Annotated in this window: 14 protein-coding genes; 6 read left to right on the top strand and 8 right to left on the bottom strand. The window is 71.4% G+C overall.

Features of this window, described 5'->3' with window-relative positions:
- The first annotated feature begins 17 nt into the window (after positions 1 to 17).
- The 3 genes from FB471_RS21885 to FB471_RS21875 are packed head-to-tail and all read left to right on the top strand — an operon-like array spanning position 18 to position 3,329.
- Positions 18 to 1,166: a type III PLP-dependent enzyme gene (locus tag FB471_RS21885; protein ID WP_246076520.1), complete on the top strand. Its 1,149-nt coding sequence runs from the start codon at positions 18 to 20 to the stop codon at positions 1,164 to 1,166.
- 21 nt (positions 1,167 to 1,187) lie between these two features.
- Complete coding sequence (locus FB471_RS21880; protein WP_142000272.1) at positions 1,188 to 2,189, top strand: ABC transporter substrate-binding protein; 1,002 nt, start codon at positions 1,188 to 1,190, stop codon at positions 2,187 to 2,189.
- A 45-nt stretch (positions 2,190 to 2,234) separates the two neighbouring features.
- Entirely contained in the window at positions 2,235 to 3,329 is a 1,095-nt protein-coding gene (locus FB471_RS21875; RefSeq protein WP_142000271.1) for a DUF4232 domain-containing protein, read from the top strand.
- Between the two features lie 11 nt (positions 3,330 to 3,340).
- Here the strand turns inward: FB471_RS21875 and FB471_RS21870 are convergent, their stop codons facing one another.
- From FB471_RS21870 to FB471_RS21845, 6 genes are all read right to left on the bottom strand, one after another.
- Complete coding sequence (locus FB471_RS21870; RefSeq protein ID WP_142000270.1) at positions 3,341 to 4,078, bottom strand: GNAT family protein; 738 nt, start codon at positions 4,076 to 4,078, stop codon at positions 3,341 to 3,343.
- Between the two features lie 83 nt (positions 4,079 to 4,161).
- Positions 4,162 to 4,944: a metal-dependent hydrolase gene (locus tag FB471_RS21865; protein ID WP_142000269.1), complete on the bottom strand. Its 783-nt coding sequence runs from the start codon at positions 4,942 to 4,944 to the stop codon at positions 4,162 to 4,164.
- 95 nt (positions 4,945 to 5,039) lie between these two features.
- A complete protein-coding gene (locus FB471_RS21860; protein ID WP_142000268.1) occupies positions 5,040 to 6,023 on the bottom strand; it encodes an esterase/lipase family protein in 984 nt (327 codons plus the stop codon).
- Positions 6,024 to 6,073: 50 nt separating this feature from the next.
- Positions 6,074 to 6,445 carry a long-chain fatty acid--CoA ligase gene (locus FB471_RS21855; RefSeq protein WP_142000267.1) on the bottom strand — a complete coding sequence of 124 codons (372 nt, stop codon included), beginning with the start codon at positions 6,443 to 6,445 and terminating at the stop codon, positions 6,074 to 6,076.
- Positions 6,442 to 6,924, bottom strand: a complete 483-nt coding sequence (locus FB471_RS21850; protein WP_142000266.1) for a DUF4383 domain-containing protein — start codon at positions 6,922 to 6,924, stop codon at positions 6,442 to 6,444. Before FB471_RS21850 ends, FB471_RS21855 begins: the two co-directional genes overlap by 4 nt.
- Positions 6,925 to 7,181: 257 nt before the next feature.
- Positions 7,182 to 8,318 carry a serine hydrolase domain-containing protein gene (locus FB471_RS21845; RefSeq protein WP_170220890.1) on the bottom strand — a complete coding sequence of 379 codons (1,137 nt, stop codon included), beginning with the start codon at positions 8,316 to 8,318 and terminating at the stop codon, positions 7,182 to 7,184.
- 128 nt (positions 8,319 to 8,446) lie between these two features.
- Between FB471_RS21845 and FB471_RS21840 the strand changes: the two genes are divergently transcribed.
- On the top strand, positions 8,447 to 10,381 hold the full coding sequence (locus tag FB471_RS21840) for a bifunctional copper resistance protein CopD/cytochrome c oxidase assembly protein (protein WP_142000264.1): 1,935 nt from the start codon (positions 8,447 to 8,449) through the stop codon (positions 10,379 to 10,381).
- A 170-nt stretch (positions 10,382 to 10,551) separates the two neighbouring features.
- Here FB471_RS21840 and FB471_RS21835 read toward each other — a convergent pair whose 3' ends face one another.
- Entirely contained in the window at positions 10,552 to 11,292 is a 741-nt protein-coding gene (locus FB471_RS21835) for a zf-HC2 domain-containing protein (RefSeq protein ID WP_142000263.1), read from the bottom strand.
- Between the two features lie 63 nt (positions 11,293 to 11,355).
- Between FB471_RS21835 and sigC the strand changes: the two genes are divergently transcribed.
- A complete protein-coding gene (sigC, locus tag FB471_RS21830) occupies positions 11,356 to 11,922 on the top strand; it encodes an RNA polymerase sigma factor SigC (protein WP_142000262.1) in 567 nt (188 codons plus the stop codon).
- 48 nt (positions 11,923 to 11,970) lie between these two features.
- Positions 11,971 to 14,301, top strand: a complete 2,331-nt coding sequence (locus FB471_RS21825) for a heavy metal translocating P-type ATPase (protein ID WP_281287418.1) — start codon at positions 11,971 to 11,973, stop codon at positions 14,299 to 14,301.
- On the opposite strand, the gene FB471_RS21820 is transcribed toward FB471_RS21825, so the two are convergent.
- A complete protein-coding gene (locus tag FB471_RS21820) occupies positions 14,212 to 15,159 on the bottom strand; it encodes a hypothetical protein (RefSeq protein ID WP_142000261.1) in 948 nt (315 codons plus the stop codon). The two genes, FB471_RS21825 and FB471_RS21820, sit on opposite strands and share 90 nt — an antisense overlap.
- Positions 15,160 to 15,610 lie beyond the last annotated feature (451 nt).

Genomic DNA, 15,610 nt, shown 5'->3' with positions numbered 1-15,610 from the left:
AGTCTCGAAACGGATCGGTGTGCACGTACGTGTACGACCTTGCGGCGCTCGCCGGGCACGTACGCGCGGTCGTGGCGGCGCTGCCCGAGCGGTGCCGGATGTTCTACGCGATGAAGGCGAACAGCGCGAAACCGCTGCTGCAAACGCTTGCGCCCATAGTGGCCGGGTTCGAGGTGGCCTCGGCGGGCGAGCTGGCCAAGGCGCGGGCGGCGTCCCCGGACGCGCCGGTGATCATGGGTGGCCCGGCCAAGACCGAGCGGGCCATCGCCGAGGCGCTGGCAGGCGGGGTCCGGCGGCTGCACGTGGAAAGCGTGCTGGAGCTGCACCGGGTCGCCGCGGTCGCGGACCGGATGGGCCGCACCGCCGAGGTGTTGCTGCGGGTGAACCTGGCCGGGCCGTTCCCCGCGGCCACCCTGGCCATGGCGGGCAGGCCGACCCAGTTCGGCATCGAGGAGCCCGCCCTGCCCGAGGCACTACGGTTAGCCCGCGAAACGTCGCGCGTGCGGGTCGCGGGGTTTCACCTGCACTCGGTCTCCAACAACCTCTCCGCGCGGGCGCATCTGGCGATGCTGGCGCACTACCGGGACAGGGTGCTGGATTGGGAGCACCGGTTCGGCCTGCGCTGCGAGGTGCTCAACCTCGGCGGCGGCATCGGAATCGACTACACCGATCCCGCTCGCCGCTTCGACTGGGCCGGGTTCACCGCGGGCCTCGAGGACCTGGTGCGGCGCACCTTCCCCGCGCACTGGCGGGAGATCGACTTCGAATGCGGCCGGTACCTGGTGGCGGACTGCGGCCGTTACCTGGTCGAGGTGCTGGACATCAAGCGCAACCACGGCGTCAACTACCTCCTGGTGCGCGGCGGGACGCACCATTTCCGGCTGCCGGTGTCCTGGCAGCACAGTCACCCGTTCACCGTGCTGCCGGTGGAGCGCTGGGACCTGGACGCGCCCCGGCCCGCGGTGCGTGGCGAACCGGTGACCGTGGTGGGCGAGCTGTGCACCCCGAAGGACGTGCTGGCCAGGGACGTGCCACTGGAACAGGTGCGGGTGGGCGACGTGCTGGCGTTCCAGCGGGCAGGCGCGTACGGGTGGGAGATCTCTCACCACGACTTTCTCAGCCACCCGCACCCTGAACAGGTATTCTTCCGCGTTAGCCAAGGCTAACCAAATGCGAAGGAGACCTCGATGCCCCGCTCCGCACGCCCGCTGCGCAGAAGTATCGCCGCGGTGGCCGTAGCCTGCCTGACCCTCACGGCCTGCGGCGGCAACGAGGAACCCCCAGCCGAACCCGAGGCCACCGGGGAACCGGGATCGTTCCCGAGCACGATCCAGCACGCGATGGGTGAGACCACCATCGAGTCGAAGCCGGAGACCGTCGCCGCGCTGGACTCCAGCTACGTGGACGCCGCGCTGGCACTGGAGACCCAGGTGGTCGCGTTCACCAGGTTCCCCGCCTCCGGCGCGCAGCTACCCGACTACCTTCCCGAGCGGGACAAGACCTTCGCGAGCGAGGCCAAGGAGATCGGGCAGTTGAACACGCCCGATGTCGAGCAGCTCTACGACATCCGGCCCGACCTGATCGTGTCCGCCAAGGTGCGGCACGAGCAGATCTACGACGAGCTGACCGGCGTCGCGCCGACCGTGTTCAGCGAGACCACCGGGGCGACCTGGAAGGAGAACATCCGGTTGCTGGCCAGGGCACTCGGCAAGGAGGAGCTGGCCGAGCAGAAGATCGGCGCCTACGAGCGGCGGGCGAGGACGATCGGCGAGGCCGTCAAGGAGAAACTCGGCCGCGACGCCACCGTGTCCCTGGTGCGCTTCGTGGAGGGTGAGCCGACCGTGCGGCTGTACAGCGGCGCCTCCTACCCCGGCATCATCATGGCCGACGCCGGCCTGAAACGCCCCGAGGGGCAACCGGACAGCCAGGACAAGATCTCGGTCGACCTGAGCCAGGAGAACATCACCAAGCTGGACGCCGACCACATCTTCGTCTCCACCTACCAGGATCCGCGCACCGAGGAGGACGACCCGAGGGCGCAGTTCGAGTCGAACCCGCTGTGGGGTTCGCTGGAGGGCGAGATCACCAACGTGGACGACACCGTGTGGTTCACCTCGGTGAGCCTGCAGGGCGCGCACGCGATGCTGGACGACCTCGCCGAGCAGTTCGGCGTCGATCCCGCCCGGTGACGCGTTCCCTACCCCGTGGCCGTCCCGATCCGGCACACTGACCCGATGATCAGGCCGGTGCCGCTCCTGGCGTGCGTGGTGTCCCTGCTCCTGCTCGCCGGGTGCGGCGCCCGGAACCCGGCCGCGGGAACCGGTTCGACCGAGCCGCTGCCACCCACGGTGTCCGCCCCGGCGACCCTGCTGCCCGACGGCACCGTCCCCTGGGTGGACGAGCCGGCGGGCGAGAACGAGTTCAACACCCCGCCCCGCGAGCGCCGCACCGACCCGGACGCCGGGCCCTGCCGGGCCGGGCAGCTACGCGGCGAGCTGACCTCCTGGCTGTCCCCGAGCAACACCGACGGCGGCGAGCACACCGTCCGGGCGGAGCCGGGCGGCAAGCTCATCGGGCAAGCCGAGGTGACCAACACCGGGCAGGACACCTGCCGGCTGCGCGGCGAGGTGGACACCCGGCTGCGCGACCGGAACGGCGAGGTGCCGATCAACTACTCGCACGCGATCAACCAGGAGGGCCGGCAGCGGGTCACGATCGTGCCGCCCGGTGAGTCGGCCACCCTGCGGCTGGACTGGACCGGCCCGTTCTGCCGGCAGGTGGACGGCGGGCTGGAGCTGGCGATCCACCTCCCGGAGGGCGGCGGCGAGCTGCGCGCCCCGGTACGCACCGACACCACGCCGCCGTGCAACCAGGTCGGGGTCAAGTCCCGGTCCACCTCCCACCTCTCCGCGAGCGCCTTCGACGAGCCCGCGCGGGAGACCGCGATGGACTCCCCGCTGCGGGTGCTGAAGGCCACGCTCGAACCGGTGACCACCGGGAAGGCAGGCGAGCTGGTGACCTACCACGTACGGCTGGCGAACCCGACCGGTAAGGCAGTCCCGCTCGACCCGTGCCCCGGCTACCTCCAGGAGCGCTTCTCGCTCGGCGGCCACCAGGTGGCGGCGGTCAACGAGAGCGAGTTCTACCGGCTGAACTGCCGCCCGGTGCGGGAGATCCCGGCGAACGGCTCGGTCCGGTTCGCCATGGGGCTGCGCATCCCGGCCGAGATGGCGCCCGGGCGGGAGCTGAGCGTGGACTGGCGGCTGCTGGCCCCTCGGCTCGCCGGGGAATCCGGGCTGCGCGGCGGTTTCGAGTTCACCGTGGGGTAGCACGACAGCCCTCACGAAAGAGGATGCTCGTACCAGACGTTCGGCTCCACGTAGACGCCGAGATCCTGCTCCAGCGACACCAGTACCGGCGCCAGCCCGCCGGACACCACATTCGGTCCATCCACAAAGGACCTTCCAGTCCAGGACCGCCATTGCCCCACGGTTCCGGTCACGGTCATGGCGAAGGGAGCGATCTTGACGAACCGCGCGCCCAGCCGCTCGTGCGTGCGCAACCAGGCATCCTCGGGCAGGCCGTCCTCCCTGCGCAGCGCGACGTAACCAGGCATGGACAGCCGCGGGTAGTCCGGCTTGCCGGTAGGCCGGACCGGAACCACCATCCGGCTCAGACCGCGCGCCCTGGCAACCTCGCGCAGTGCGAGCAGGGCCTCCCCGGCGATCCCCTTGCCCCGCCGCGGCCGCACCACCTGCACGTCCAGCGCCACCAGCGCGGTCGGCAACCGCTCGTCCAGCACGTCCTCGATCGCCCACAGCACCGCGCCGTCCCAGCCGTGGTCCGGCAGTTCGGTCCGGTCGACGTCCGGGAAGACCAGTGGAACGCTCGCCGCGCGGGCGACCGGTTCATCGCCGTCGAGCAGCACGAGAAAGCACTCGGGCCACCTGCGAGCCAGCCGCCGCGCCCTGGTCAGCGTCGCGATCCGGTCATGGTGGGCGAACTCGGCGCCGACATCGCCGAGCCCGAGCGCCGGCTCCAGCAGGTCCGGCCGGGAGGCGAGATTCTCAACCAACACCTATGCATGATCTACCGTGCGTGACGGCGCCGCCATCGTCTTTCGGATGACTCGCGCGGAGACCACGGTGCCGGGCACCGCGGCTAGCGGGTGGCCTCCACGGTCGAGTCGGCGAACAGCCGGTTCATCAGGTCGACCAGCAGCTCCCATACCCCGGGGACCAGCAGCACGGCCAGCACGCTGAACACGGGGAAGATCAGCGCGTTCTCCACCTTCTTCCCGGTACGGAACCGCAACCAGCTCGGTGGCCGGAGTTCGTACCAGGTCTCCCCGGCGATCGGCAGCGGGAACAGGAAGGGACAGCCGGACTCGGTGAGCGCGTCGCCGAGGCAGTGCGTGAAGCAGCCGACGGCGACGGCGATGCCGAGCCAACCGGACACCGCGTCGAGCTGCCCGAGCACATCCGGGGTCTGGTAGGCCCACAGGATCACCGCGGCCCCGCCGACCGGGAGCAGCCAGTCGCCCAGCGCGTCCTCGGCCAGCAGCAGACCGAACAGCACTACCCCGGCCACCGCCCAGCCGCCGCCCGCGTCGGTGCCGAGCGCGGTCAGCCCGCCGAGCGCGGCGGCGAACAGCACGGTGTGCGAGAGATGCCGGTGCGTCCCCTTGCCGTTCTCGTCCCGTGGTCCCTTGGTGACCGAGTACAGCGCGCCGGATGCCTTGCGCAGCAACCAGGACAGCGCCCCGGTGACCGGGCCGAGCAGCTTCGAGGCCCGCGCGCCGGGATGGTCGAGGTCCGGCAGCAAGGCGAACCCCGCCGTGGTCGCCGCGAACACCACCGCCTGCGCGAGCGAACCCGCGCCGGCGAGTGGTGCCACGGCCAGCCCGGCGCACCAGCCGGTCAGGGCGTGCGTGCGACCCATCATGCGTGCTTGTTCCCCCAGTATGTCCGCGAAACCGGCGGACAGTCTCGCACGCGTCGCGGGGTCGGGGCGTCACCCCACGCCGGTCGGTACCGGGTTCACCGCGCGTAGTCCCGCAGCGGGGGTTCGGCGCGGACCCAGGTCCACGGTGGGCTCTGTAGCCACGCCTTCGCCGGCAACGAGAGCAGGTCCGGAACCGTCTTGGCGAAGCCCGGCCAGTCCAGCGGCATGAATCCCTTGCCACACACCGACTTGTCGATACGGCCCGGATCGGCGGGGCCGTCGTGCCGGAGCGCGTCCAGGGTGAGCGCGTACGGCACGGCATCCACGACCAGGGTGAAGTGCTCGGCGAACCGCCCGGGGCAGATGTCCTGCACCCCGATGTGCGCGGCCCCGTCCAGCCTGCTTGCCGCCTCGCCCGGCGTGGCGGCCTCGTCGAAGTCCGTGTAGACGGAGGTGAACGAAGGGCCTTCCGGCATCGGTTCCGCGTTCAGCGCCCGGGACCAGCCGGAACCCTTGGTGAACTGCCAGAACGACTCCTGGCAGCCGGTGGGGAACAGGTTCAGCACCCCGCAGTACAGGCTCGCGACCGAGGACCCCTGGAAGGGCGCGCCGAAACTGATCGCGTCGTCCAGCATCCCGGCGACGTCCGGCCAGAACCGGGCCACCCACGCGGGATGCAAACCGCCCTGGCTGTGCCCGATGGTGGACACCTTGCGGCCGCTGCGCTCGTGCATCGTCCTGATCGCGTTGACCACGTACTCCGAGGAGGTCTGCATGTCCCGCCAGCCACGGTAGGGATAATTCACCCAGCAGGCGGGAAAACCCTCGTTCCGCAGTGCGGTGACGTAGTTCCAGGCGAAGTTCTCCCCGCCCTCGGCCGTGGTCCCCGGCACGAACAGCACCGGGTTCACGGTCGCGTCGTCGATGCCTTCCGCGCAGTGCAGCGCGGCGTCCAGTTCGGACCGCGGCGTCTCGAGTGGCGGTCCTGGCGAGGCCTGCGCCGTGGCCGCGGGGGAACCGGCGAACACCAGCGAGAGCGAGGCCAGAACGGCGATGGTCGCACATCTGATCCTTTTCATGCGCCGAAGTGTAAGCCGGTGACCCCGATCACGACAGATATTGGATAAGATTACTTATCAGAGTTTGGCGGTCCGCCGTCGTGGATCGCGTCCACGACCTCCGCATACTTGTCCCTGACGACATTCCGGCGGATCTTCATCGTCGGCGTCAACTCACCCGTCCGGGTAGTGCACTCGGCACCGAGGACCGCGACGTCCCGGATGCGTTCCGGCGGCGCGTAGTTCCGGTCGGCCCGCTCGACGACCTCCGCGACCAGCTCGCGCACCCGATCCTGCCCTGCCAGCTCCGCGCGGTCCTCGGGCAGGCCCAGCGCCCGTGCCCAGTGCAGAACCTCATCGGCGTCCAGGGTGACCAGCGCGACCGGGTACGGCCTGCGGTCACCGAGCACTGTCCCGCGGCCGTCGAGAATGCGGGCGATCAACCCGCCGTCGGGGTGTACTCCAACCGGCGCCCGAGCAACACGCCCAGCGCGATCAGGACGGCGCCGAGACCGAGGTGCAGCCCGTCGTCGGCGGCGTTCAGCGGTAGCACGTTGGCCGCCGAGTCCCGCGCCACCAGCAGGCCGTAGCAGCCGAGCAGCAGGAACACCACGCCGCCGCCGACCAGGAAGGCCCGCGCCCCGGTCGCCGTGCCGGCCAGCACGAGGCCGAAGGCACCGAAGGCCAGGTGCACCAGGTTGTGCAGTACCGAGACGGCGAACACGCCGAACAGCAGCGCCCCCGAGTCCGGCCCCGCGACGGCCATGGCGCCGTAGCCGGTGGTGCTCCCTGGAACGAAGCCCAGCCCGCCGACCAGCAGGAACACCACCGAAGCCGCCACGGCGACCCGCTGGATGGGCCTGCGGGCGGTGTAGGCCTGGATGTCCTGCGGCGGGAGCGGATGGTCCTGCGGGCGCGACATCGCGATCCTCCTGTGCGGGTTATTCAGAACGACCCAGCGACCGCGGGCCGCCAGGCCCATGGTCACCGCGGCGCGCAGCGCCACCGTGTGGGTGGCGGTGGGCGACGGGCGGGAGGTCGTTGCAGGTCACAGCAGTGGTGACGCACGCTACGGACCTGAACAACCCGACATCTGAATAAGACACTGTGTCTCCTTCAAGAGTCGATTCCGCGGTTCCGCGACCCCGGGTACCCGCTCCCGCCGCGCTCACACCCCGCTCACCGGTCGCAGAACGCCAGGTCACCGATGCGGGTGATCGGCTCGCCGGGCAGGTTGTCCCGGTACGGGTTCACCGAGAGGGTGAGCTGCCGCCCTTCGTCGGACCGGCCGGCGATCGTGGTGTAGCCGAGCGCGCCGCCGTTGTGCCCCCAGACCGTGACCCCGCAGGACAGCGTGGTGGCGTGCAGGCCGAGCCCGTAGCGTAGCTGCGGCGGGCTGTGCTCCGCCGGCGTGCGCATCTCGGCGAGGGACTCCGCGCTGGTCAACCGCCCGCCGAGCAGCGCGCCGAAGAACCGGTCGAGGTCCGCGGTGGTGGAGATGATCTCGCCGGCGGAGCTGATCATCGAGGGATTGATGTGCGAGACGTCGATCAGCTCGGGCGGCTGCCCCTCGGCGGGCGAGACCTCCATGTACCCGTGCGCGTACGGTTGCGGGATTCGTTCGGAGGTGCCGGGCAGGGTCGTGCTCCACAGTCCGAGCGGCCACAGGATCCGGTGCCGGACCTCCTCCGCCCAGGAGTTTCCGGTCACCGCCTCGACAAGCTGGCCTGCCAGCACGTAGTTGGTGTTGGAGTAGTCCCAGTCCTGGCCCGGCGGGAACAGTGGCGGGTGGCTGAACGCGAACTCCAGCACCTCCTCCGGGGTGTAGCTGTGCTGCAGCGCGGCGTAGTTCCACGCCTCGTAGCCGGGGTGGCTGGCGAAGTCGTCCAGGCCGCTGCTGTGGTTGAGCACCTGCCGCACGGTGATGTTCTCGCCGTTCGGCACCAGGCCCGGCAGGTACCGCTCCACCGGGGCGTCCAGTCCGACCCGGCCCTCGTCCACCAGTTGCAGCACCACGGTGGCGGTGAACGCCTTGGTGGTGCTGGCGATCCGGAACTTCCCTTCGCGGCGGGCCGGGCGGCGGGACTCCAGGTCGCGCACACCGGCCGCGGTGGACCAGTGCCGCCATCCCTGGCTGATCCGGAGCAGCGCGGCGGTCGCCTCACCCGAATCGACCAGCTTCTCCAGTTCGGCCTGAAGTTGCCCGCGTGGCAGGGAATGGGTGGAATCGGCCGGCTCGGCGGACACCGGAACCGCCATGGCCATGAGTGTCGCGGCGGCGAGCAGTGCGGCACCGCAGGTTCGAAGTAGTCTCATACCCGCAACGCTCCCGCGCCCCACCGGCCCGCACATCGGACCAAGGCCTGAGTCCCCTCCTCCCCCGGTCCGATCCGCCGCGGGACCCGCCGCCGGACACGGCACCGTGTTGGCGCAAACTCGTGGACATGGGTAGCAACCTCCGCAGGCCGATCCTGGCCCTGCTCGCGCCGGCCACCGTGGTGGTCGTCGTGCTGACCGTGCTCGTCGGCGAGGCCGGATACCTCCCGCTCGGCAACGGCGACCCCGGGAGGTTCACCTCGCTCGGCACCACCCTGCTGCGGCTGGTGGTGGACGTCACCGGGGCGCTCTGCGTCGGCTCGCTGGCCTTCGCCACCTTCCTGACCCCGGCACAGCGCTCCGGGTGGTTGGCCGCGGACGGGTACGCGGCCCTGCGCACCGCGGGGGCGGCCGCCGCGGGCTGGGCGTGCGCCGCCGCGGCGCTGGTCGTGTTCGACGCGGCGGACTCGGTGGGCAAGCCGGTGAGCGAGGTGCTGAGCCCGGCGAAACTGGTCGGCAACATCGAGGCCATCGCGGAACCCAAGGCATGGCTGGTGAGCTTCGTGCTGGTCACGGTGGTCGCGGTGGCGGCGCGATTCGTGCTCGGCTGGCTGTCCACCGTGCTGCTGTTCGCGGTGGCGGTGTTCGCCCTGCTCCCGCCCGCGGTCTCCGGGCACACGGCGTCCGGCGCCTGGCACGACGTGGCCACGAACAGCCTGCTCTGGCATGTGGTCGCCGCCGCACTGTGGATCGGCACCCTGGTCGCGCTGCTCGCCCACCTGCGACGCAAGGGGGCCTACCGCGAGCTCGCGGTACGCCGGTACCGCACCCTCGCCATGATCTGCTGGGTGACGCTGGCGATCTCCGGGGTCGTGAACGGCCTCACCGCCGCCACCCCCGAGGGACTGACCAGCACCGGTTACGGCCTGCTCACCGTGGCCAAGGCAGTGCTGCTGTGCGCGCTCGGCGCGGTCGGCCTGCTGGCCCGCAAGCGGTTCGCCGCGCACGGAGGCAAACTCGCCCTCGCCGAACTCGCCCTGCTCGGGCTCACCCTCGGCGCCTCGGTCGGGCTCGCGCACATCCCACCGCCCGCGCTGCTGAACGCCGCGCCCTCGGTGCTGAACACCATCCTCGGTTACGAGCTGCCGCTGTCGCCGACCGCCGCGATCCTGGCCCTGGACTGGCGGTTCGACCTGGTCCTCGGCACCGTGTCGGTGCTGGCCGTCGCCGGCTACCTGCTGGGCGTGCGGAAGCTGCACCGCAGGGGCGACCGCTGGCCGGTGGGGCGTACGGCGGCGTGGCTGTGCGGCTGGGCCGCGGTACTGGTGGTGACCTCCTCCGGACTCGGCAAGTACTCCCCCGGCTCGTTCAGCCTGCACATGATCGTCCACATGACGTTGAACATGCTGGCACCGGTGCTGCTGGCGCTGGCAGGGCCGATCACCCTCGCCTTCCGCGCGCTTCCGGTGGCGGGCAAGGGGAACCCGGCCGGCCTCCGGGAATGGCTGGTGGCGTTGATCCACTCCCGGGTGGCCAGGATGCTCACCCACCCGCTGGTGGTCTCCGTGGTTTTCGTCGGCTCGTACTACGCGCTGTACTTCTCCTCGCTGTTCGGCGACGCCATGCTGTACCACTGGGGCCACCAGTTGATGAACGTGCACTTCCTGGTGGTCGGGTACCTGTTCTACTGGCTGGTCATCGGCATCGACCCGGCACCGCGCAGCCTGCCGCACCTGGCGAAGCTGGGCATGCTGTTCGCCGCGATGCCCTTCCACGCCTTCTTCGGCGTGATCCTGATGAACGAGCAGTCCGTGATCGCGGAGACGTTCTACCGCTACCTCTCCCTGCCGTGGATGGAGGACCTGCTGGCCGACCAGCGGCTCGGCGGCGGTATCGCCTGGGCGACCGGGGAAATCCCGCTGGTCATCGTGGTCATCGCGCTACTGGCGCAGTGGGCCCGGCACGACGAGCGGGCGGCCCAGCGCGCCGACCGCACCGGAGACGACGACCTGGCCGCGTACAACGCGATGCTGGCCAAGCTGGCCGAGCGCGAACGCCGCTGAGCGGCTCAGTGCCTGTTGGTAAACGCGCGACACGATCGACTCGGCCGAGCTCGGGCTCGGTCACGATTGTCACCTTCACGGGTACAGCGCTCGGCCTCGCCACTCGTGGGCTGCGCCGCGCGCGTTCCTCCACTCGCCGCGGCAGGTGCCAGCGGTTCTCGGACGCTCTCTCAGGCCACCCGGTGCCTGCTGGCCGGCCGGGGAAACCGCCGGTGCCCACCGGACTCCGGGTCGACGTGCTCCCACTCGGCCCCGTCCGCGGCGGCGAGGTGCTCGCCGCCGGGTAGCGCCTCCCCGCTGACCGGGCTCGGCCTGCCATGCCGCCGGTGCTGCCGGTACACCAGGTAGAGCAGCACCAGCCCGACCACCACCAGGCCGTGCGAGAGAACCCGCCGCACGGTCACCGCCTCGCCGAGCAGATCGGTGACCGAGGCCCCGGCGAGCACCAGCACGAACCCGGTGAGCACGGGCAGTTGCCCGGCGGCCACCCTCGGCCGTAGCGCCGCCCAGCCGAGGCCGATGCCGACGGCGAGGTTCCACGCCGCGCTTTCCCTGGTCAGGTGGCCGAACATGAACCCGGTGTCGTGGCCCCCGTGCATCCCGTTGGCCAACCCGAGCAGTTGCGCGCCGCCGAGGGTGCTCTGCGCCACGGCGACCGCGCCCAGCACGACCCGCAGCACCCACGGCCGCCTGGCCGGAAGCTCGGCACGCCGCAGGATGGTCGCCGTGAGATCGGGCACAGCGGGGGCCGAATGCAGCGTCGTGGACCGGCGCAGGCGCTCGGCCTTGGCCTGCCAGGATCGGCACAGGGCGCAGCCCGCCAGGTGCCGGTCCACGGCGTCCGGCGACACCGGCTCCTGCTCGCCGTCGACCCTGGCGGACAGCGCTTCGCGGCAGAGATCACAGTTCACATCCTGTTGGTCGCGCCCAACCGCCGTGGAGTTCCCGCAGGTCGCGTGTATTAGCCTGCGAGTGTGTCCAGTCCACGTAACGCCGATGACGAGCGGGTAACCGGGCTGGCGCTCGCCGCCGGCCGGGGCGACCGGGACGCGCTCGAGGCGTGGATCAGGGCCACCCAGGCCGACGTCTGGCGGTTCCTCGCGCACCTCGCCGACGTGCGGTCGGCCGACGACCTCACGCAGGAGACCTACCTGCGGGCGCTGGCCAGCCTCCCCCGGTTCGCCGGCCGGTCCTCCTCCCGGACCTGGGTACTCGCCATCGCCAGGCGGGTGGCCGTGGACCAGATCCGCTCCGCCGCGGCGCGGCCGCGGGTCGCCGACGCCGACTGGGAGACGGTCGCCGAGCGTGCCGCCGCGCGCGCCACCACCGGCTTCGAGGACCTGGTCGAGCTGCGCATGCTGCTGTCGGGCCTGGACGAGCAGCGGCGCGAGGTGCTGGTGCTCACCCAGGTGCTCGGGATGTCCTACCAGGACGCCGCGCAGGTGTGCGGGGTGCCGGTGGGCACCATCCGCTCCCGGGTGGCACGGGCGAGGGAGGATTTGCTCGCCGCGGATCGGGAAGCCGACAACGGTGCGGGCTGAGCGCGGGGAACCGCTCCGGCTCGGAGAACGACTATCTTGGGCGTGACCGTGAGTACAGCCAGTGCACCGACCTCGGATCGGATCGAGCTCGCCATCGGCGGGATGACCTGCGCCGCGTGCGCGGCGCGGGTGCAGCGCACGCTGAACAAGCTGGACGGGGTGGAGGCGACGGTCAACTTCGCCACCGGCCGGGCCGTGGTGAACGGCGCGGGCGAACTGGACCCGGCCGAGCTGATCGGCAAGGTGGAGGGCGCGGGCTACAGCGCCAGCCTGCCCAAGCCGGAGCCGGAACCCGAGCGGGACGACCCCGCGCGGGTACGGGACCTGCGCAGGCGGCTGGCGGTCGCCGCCCTGCTGGCCATCCCGCTCGGCAACCTGTCCATCACCCTGGCACTGGTCCCCTCGCTGCGCTTCCCGTACTGGGACCTGCTCTGCGTGCTGCTGGCGACCCCGGTGGTGTTCTGGTCGGCGTGGCCGTTCCACCGCGCGGCCGCGCGCAACCTGCGGCACGGCGCGTTCAGCATGGACACCCTGGTCTCCATCGGGGTGCTGGCCTCCTACGGCTGGTCACTGACCTCGGCCGTGTTCGGTACCTCGGCCGGTCCCGGGTACTGGCTCGGTTTCGGGGTCACCGCGGCCGGGGCGGACGCGGTGTACCTGGACGTGGCCGCCGGGGTGACCACCTTCCTGCTCGCCGGTCGCTACTTCGAGGCGCGTGCCCGGCGCAGCGCCGGCGCGGTGCTGTCCGCGCTCGCGGATCTGGCCGCGCGCGAGGTCCGGGTGCTGCGGGACGGCGTCGAGGCGCTGGTGCCGGTCGGCGAGCTGGCGGCGGGCGCGGAGTTCGTGGTGCGCCCTGGCGAGCGGATCGCCGCCGACGGCACGGTGACCAGCGGGGCCTCCGCGGTGGACACCAGCATGATGACCGGCGAACCGGTTCCGGTCGAGGCAGGCGCAGGGGACGAGGTGATCGGCGGCACGATCAGCACCAGCGGCAGGCTGGTGGTGCGGGCGAACCGGGTCGGCGCGGACACCCAGCTGGCGCAGATGTCCCGGCTCGCCGAGCAGGCGCAGGAGCGCAAGGCGCGGGTGCAGAAGCTGGTCGACCGGGTCTGCGCGGTGTTCGTCCCGGTCGTGCTGGCGATCGCCACCGGCACGTTCGCGGTGTGGCTGCTCGCGGGCGAACCGAGCAGGGCCGCCTTCGAGGCCGCCGTCGCGGTGCTGATCATCGCCTGCCCCTGCGCGCTCGGGCTGGCCACGCCCACCGCGCTGATGGTCGGCGTCGGCAGGGGCGCGCAGCTCGGCATCCTGATCAAGGGCCAGGACGCGCTGGAAGCCAGCAGGTCGATCGACACCGTGGTGTTCGACAAGACCGGCACCATCACCACCGGCCGGATGACCGTATCCGGGGTGCACCCGATGCCCGGCGCCGACCGGGCCGAGGTACTGCGGCTGGCCGGGGCGGTGGAGCACGCCTCGGAGCACGCGATCGCCACCGCCGTGGTCACCGCGGCCACCGAGGAGGCCGGCTCGCTGCCGGAGGTCGAGGGCTTCAGCGCGCTACCGGGCCTCGGCGCACGGGGTGAGGTCGAGGGGCGGCGGGTACTGGTCGGCAGCCCGCGGCTGCTGGCGGACGCGGGCGTCGAGGTTCCCGCCGAGGCGACCGAGGTGATCGAGACGCACCGTTCTCGCGGGGACACCGTGGTGCTGCTCGCCGCCGACGGAGCGCTGCTCGCCGCGTTCACCCTGCACGACGAGGTCCGGCCCTCGGCACCGGCCGCCGTGGCCGAGTTGCACCGGCTCGGCCTGCGGACCGTGCTGCTGACCGGCGACCACGAGAGCACCGCGCGCACGGTGGCCGCCGAGGTCGGCATCGACGAGGTGATCGCCGGGGTGCTGCCCGCGGAGAAGGCCGAGCGGGTGCGGTCCCTGCGCGAGCAGGGCAGGCAGGTAGCCATGGCGGGCGACGGCATCAACGACGCGCCCGCGCTGGCCACCGCGGACCTCGGGCTGGCGGTGGCACACGGCACCGATATCGCGATCAAGGCGGCCGACGTGATCCTGGTCCGGGAGGATCTCCGGGTGGTGCCGGACGCGGTGCGGCTGGCACACCGCACCCTGCGCACCATCCGCGGCAACCTCGCCTGGGCGTTCGGCTACAACGTGGCGGCGATCCCGCTGGCCGCGCTCGGCCTGTTGAACCCGTTGATCGCGGGGCTGGCGATGTCCCTTTCCTCGGTGCTGGTGGTGTCGAACAGCCTGCGGCTGCGCCAGTTCACCGGCAGCGGGGGGTCACCAGTCGATGGTCGGGTACCAGAACAGGTCGAGCCTGCCGAGCAGCCGCAGGTCCCAGTAGAGCAGGGTGAAGGCGCCGGCCACTAGGAAGCCCGCCGCGGTGATCGCGGCCAGCCTGCCCGGTTTCGCCGTCATCCAGCGCTGCAACCTGCCCCGCGTGCCGTGCACGAGCAGCAGGAACAGCAAGGACATCACCACGATGTTGCCCACCGACTGCAGCATGAACGCGCCGGCGCCGTACAGCACGTTCCCGCTCTCCGCCGCATCCCGGAACATGATCCGGAACAGCGGGAACGGCCGACCGATCAGGAAACCGCCGATCAACGCCCCGATCACCACCAGCGGAGTCTGCGGATGGCGCGCGGTGACCTTCGCCAGCGGGTTGCGGACGACCCCGAGTGCGACGAGTCCGAGCAGCAGCATCGACAGCCCGATGACGCCGAACACCACCATCGCCTGAATGATGCGCGGGGAGAGCCCGCCACCGTGCGGGGCGGTGGAGAACTGCGGCATCCCGGTACCCACCAGCGCGACGATCACGCCGTACACCGCCGAGACGCTGAGCATGCCCACGGCGATCCACCCCAGTGGCCGCAGGGTGTGCCCGAGTCGCCTTATCCCGGTCGCTTCCCTGCCGACCAGCGGTGCGACGGCGCCGAACGCCGCGATATTGCACGCGGTGAAGGTACCCGCCAGCCCGGAGACGAAGGCGAACAGGGTGCCGGTGAGCATCCCGGGAACCGGGGTTTCCTTCACGTCGTAGCCGAGCAAGGTGTTGGCCACATTGTCGCCGATGACCCGGTCCACGAACGCCGCCGACCAGACCACGGTGAGCAGGAACCCGGCAAGCAGGGACAGGAGAAGGAGCCGCGTCCGGTGCTCGGGGTACGGCCCCTCGCCGAAAGCGGGTTGCCGCGTACCGGTCGGTTCCTGCTGGATCGTCATCGAGCCCTCCGTGACGGGGTAGCGACCAGGAACTCTGGCCAAATCACGGTAGAGCCGGGCGGTGGAATGCGGCTTCTTTCAGCCTGCCCAGTTCCGCAACGGGCTCGGGTTTCGATCGGCGCGGTCGACCACCACTGCCGCCGGCGGCCTTCGAGTTCGGCGAAGTCCCCGGCCGGGGTGTGGTACGCGGCGAGCACGACCCGCGCCCCACCGCGCGGCCGGTGCTCGGCGACCGGGCGGCGTACCACCATCAGCCCTTCCCCGAGACCGTCCACTGTGAACACATGCTGACGCTCGCCGCGCGCGTGGACCTCGCCTGGACCACGTCGTAGGCCTCCCGGTCCGGGTCGGTGCCCCGCGACGCCCCGGTGATCCGGACGGCGGCGCCGCCGTCCCCGGTCGGCACAGGCTGAACCGGTCGGGGCAGTGCCGTCGCCCACCCGCTGCTCCC

This window comes from Amycolatopsis cihanbeyliensis (assembly GCF_006715045.1).
In the GTDB taxonomy this organism is placed as follows: Bacteria; Actinomycetota; Actinomycetes; order Mycobacteriales; family Pseudonocardiaceae; genus Amycolatopsis; species Amycolatopsis cihanbeyliensis.
Note: the sequence above shows the minus strand (reverse complement) of the source record. Positions and strands in the feature narration are given on the sequence as shown.

What these genes read in the sequence shown, in the direction of transcription:
- FB471_RS21880 (WP_142000272.1), top strand. Translation starts at nt 1,188, where the DNA reads ATGCCCCGCTCCGCACGCCCGCTGCGCAGAAGTATCGCCGCGGTGGCC.
- FB471_RS21875 (WP_142000271.1), top strand. Translation starts at nt 2,235, where the DNA reads ATGATCAGGCCGGTGCCGCTCCTGGCGTGCGTGGTGTCCCTGCTCCTG.
- FB471_RS21865 (WP_142000269.1), bottom strand. Translation starts at nt 4,944, where the DNA reads ATGATGGGTCGCACGCACGCCCTGACCGGCTGGTGCGCCGGGCTGGCC.
- FB471_RS21860 (WP_142000268.1), bottom strand. Translation starts at nt 6,023, where the DNA reads ATGAAAAGGATCAGATGTGCGACCATCGCCGTTCTGGCCTCGCTCTCG.
- FB471_RS21850 (WP_142000266.1), bottom strand. Translation starts at nt 6,924, where the DNA reads ATGTCGCGCCCGCAGGACCATCCGCTCCCGCCGCAGGACATCCAGGCC.
- FB471_RS21845 (WP_170220890.1), bottom strand. Translation starts at nt 8,318, where the DNA reads ATGAGACTACTTCGAACCTGCGGTGCCGCACTGCTCGCCGCCGCGACA.
- FB471_RS21840 (WP_142000264.1), top strand. Translation starts at nt 8,447, where the DNA reads ATGGGTAGCAACCTCCGCAGGCCGATCCTGGCCCTGCTCGCGCCGGCC.
- FB471_RS21820 (WP_142000261.1), bottom strand. Translation starts at nt 15,159, where the DNA reads ATGACGATCCAGCAGGAACCGACCGGTACGCGGCAACCCGCTTTCGGC.